Origin of the sequence: Vibrio sp. MM46 (assembly GCF_027587135.1) — a bacterium.
Classification (GTDB): Bacteria; Pseudomonadota; Gammaproteobacteria; order Enterobacterales; family Vibrionaceae; genus Vibrio; species Vibrio harveyi.
The window spans coordinates 1-2,449 of record NZ_JAPPTO010000067.1 but is presented as its reverse complement, the minus strand read 5'-3'; the positions used below and the strand labels follow the sequence as shown (position 1 = coordinate 2,449).

Genomic DNA, 2,449 nt, shown 5'->3' with positions numbered 1-2,449 from the left:
GTAAGCTGGCGGTAAACCCCATCTAATAATCCCACTCCAAATTCGATATGGTCATGGCTTCCAATGTCTTAAAAGGGAGCAGCAATGCCAAGACCTATCCGTACCAGAACTGATGAAGAGTGGGCGACAATGATTCGAACTCAGCGTGAAAGCGGATTGTCCGTCGCTAAGTTTTGTCGTCAGAACAACATTAACCAACAAGCCTTCTATCGGCATCGTAATCGCATTGAACTGAAACCCTTACAAGAAGACGTCGAAGAATTTGTTAAGGTCAATGCAAGTCAGGAAGCGTCACATGATGTCCCATCCCCCTCTATTGATAGAGCTTCATCCATTTCTTTGACGATTGGCCACATCAACATCAGTCTTTGTGACCGAACTTCACCTCTGTGGGTTGCGCAGCTTATTCGAGAGGTGAATGCGTGAAGACCTTCTCTGAATTTGACCAACTTTACCTCTACCCAGTACCTGTCGATTTTCGTAAATCTATCGATGGCTTAGCCTATCTGGTCGAGCAAACCATGACGCTTGACCCATTCCAGTCAGCGCTTTTCGTCTTCTGCAATAAGTCGAAGGACAAAGTGAAAGCGTTGTACTGGGATAGAACTGGCTTCGCATTATGGTATAAACGTTTAGACCGTGACCGATTCCGCTGGCCGACAAAAGGCACGAAAACATTGACGTTAGCTCCACATGAATTGGACGCATTACTCGCAGGATTTTCTTTATCTGGTCACCGTGCCGTGCTCGTTGAAAGCCTTATGGAATAAGGAGCAAAATCCAACAGAACCAACCAGTTAACAGTTGATTTCATGGTATAATCAATGCCATGAAAACGATGAATAACCCTCTCACTGAACAGTTAACATCTCAGCATACTCTTCACGAGCTAGAGATGATGAATGCTGCACTTGCTGCTGAGCGAGATGAATTTAAACATCGTTACTACCAAGTGCTTGAAGAGCTACGTTTAGCTCGACATCACCGTTTTGGCGCAAGCTCTGAGGTCGATACTGGTCAAGGTGAGCTTTTTAATATTGAAGACGAGCCCGTTGACGCTGAGTCAGCCACTGAACCTTCATCAGAAACAGGCAAAACCCGTCGTAAGCCCAAACGCCAACCCTTATCTAAAGACTTACCCAGAGTTGTCATTCGCCATGAGCCAGAGGAAACACGTTGTCCGGATTGTGGTGATGAACTCCATACCATTGGGGAAGACATCTCTGAGAAGTTGATTTTTATCCCTGCCAAGGTTGAAGTTGAGCAGCACGTTCGACCTAAGTGTGTCTGCCGTCATTGCGAGCAACAAGGTGAACCAACTGTTGTTCATCAAGCTTCTATGCCGGCAACGGTCTTCCCCAAAAGCTTTGCAACACCAAGTCTCGTTGCCCAGGTCATCGCCATGAAATTCCAATATGGCTTACCGTTAACTCGTATTGCGTCATTATTCGGCGATTGGGGTATTGATATCAGTCGTCGAACGCTGGTTGATTGGGGTGTTCAGGGCTCGGAGATTTTAGAGTGTGTTTGGGCACACCTTCAAAGTCATCTGCTCAAAGAAAGTGCTCTCAATGCAGACGAAACCCCCGTCAAAGTGGTGGGTAGTGACAAGAGCAAAACCTACATGTGGGTGTATTGCTCTGGTACTGATGGTCCAGAGTCTCCATTCTATAATGAAAACACTCACAATATTGTGCTGTACGACCATCAAATGTGCCGCTCTGGTCATCATGCATCCAACTTCCTTGATGGATATAAGGGGTATCTGCATGTTGATGGTTACAAAGGTTATCATGATACCGATGCGACTCTCGTGGGGTGCTGGGCTCACGCCCGCCGTAAATTTATCGATGCCCAGAAAGTGCAAGGTAATGACGAAGGTGGCGTTCGTGTTGCGTTAACTCACATCAAAAAACTTTATCGCACAGAAGCTTTGCTCAAAGAGCGTAATAGCTCAGTGACAGAGCGATACAATGAACGTCAAACTAGCTCAAAAGCGGAACTGAAGAAGTTTAAAAAGTGGTTGGATAAGACGGTACTTCGTATTCCAAAACAAAGTGCTTTAGGGAAGGCGGTCCATTACACATTAGGTCAGTGGGATAAACTGATGCGCTATATTGACGATGGCCGACTTACCATCGATAACAACAGAGGCGAACGAGCCATTCGTCCGTTTGTGGTTGGACGGAAGGCGTGGTTATTTACTAAAAGTGAGCGTGGTGCCCGTAGCAGCTGCATCTTGTATAGCTTAGTTGAGACCGCCAAAGCGAATGGCTTAGTGCCGGCAGAGTATCTGACCCATTGCTTTGAGCGACTGGCGGTCGAACCTGATAACTTAGAAGCACTGATGCCATGGAACATCAAGGCTTAAAATCTGCTAAGTAGCAAAAAACGGAAGGCTAATCACCTTCCGTTTTTTATTGCAATAGGGTGTTTACCGCCAGCTTAC

The 2,449-nt window shown here is 46.2% G+C and carries 3 protein-coding genes; all 3 read left to right on the top strand.

Translation table 11 applies throughout. From position 1 onward, the window contains the following. Window positions 1–84: 84 nt before the first annotated feature. The 3 genes from tnpA (at window position 85) to tnpC (ending at window position 2,371) form a co-directional block, all read left to right on the top strand. Window positions 85–426: an IS66 family insertion sequence element accessory protein TnpA gene (gene tnpA / locus OH459_RS27845; RefSeq protein WP_269989829.1), complete on the top strand. Its 342-nt coding sequence runs from the start codon at window positions 85–87 to the stop codon at window positions 424–426. Further along, entirely contained in the window at window positions 423–770 is a 348-nt protein-coding gene (tnpB, locus tag OH459_RS27840; protein WP_031497247.1) for an IS66 family insertion sequence element accessory protein TnpB, read from the top strand. The genes tnpA and tnpB overlap by 4 nt, the downstream gene beginning before the upstream one ends. Before the next feature lie 125 nt (window positions 771–895). Further along, window positions 896–2,371, top strand: a complete 1,476-nt coding sequence (gene tnpC / locus OH459_RS27835; RefSeq protein WP_443088664.1) for an IS66 family transposase — start codon at window positions 896–898, stop codon at window positions 2,369–2,371. The last annotated feature ends 78 nt before the right edge of the window (window positions 2,372–2,449 follow it).

Bases quoted from the DNA above. Each gene is read 5' to 3' on its own strand.
- tnpA (WP_269989829.1), top strand. From the start codon at position 85: ATGCCAAGACCTATCCGTACCAGAACTGATGAAGAGTGGGCGACAATG.
- tnpC (WP_443088664.1), top strand. From the start codon at position 896: ATGATGAATGCTGCACTTGCTGCTGAGCGAGATGAATTTAAACATCGT.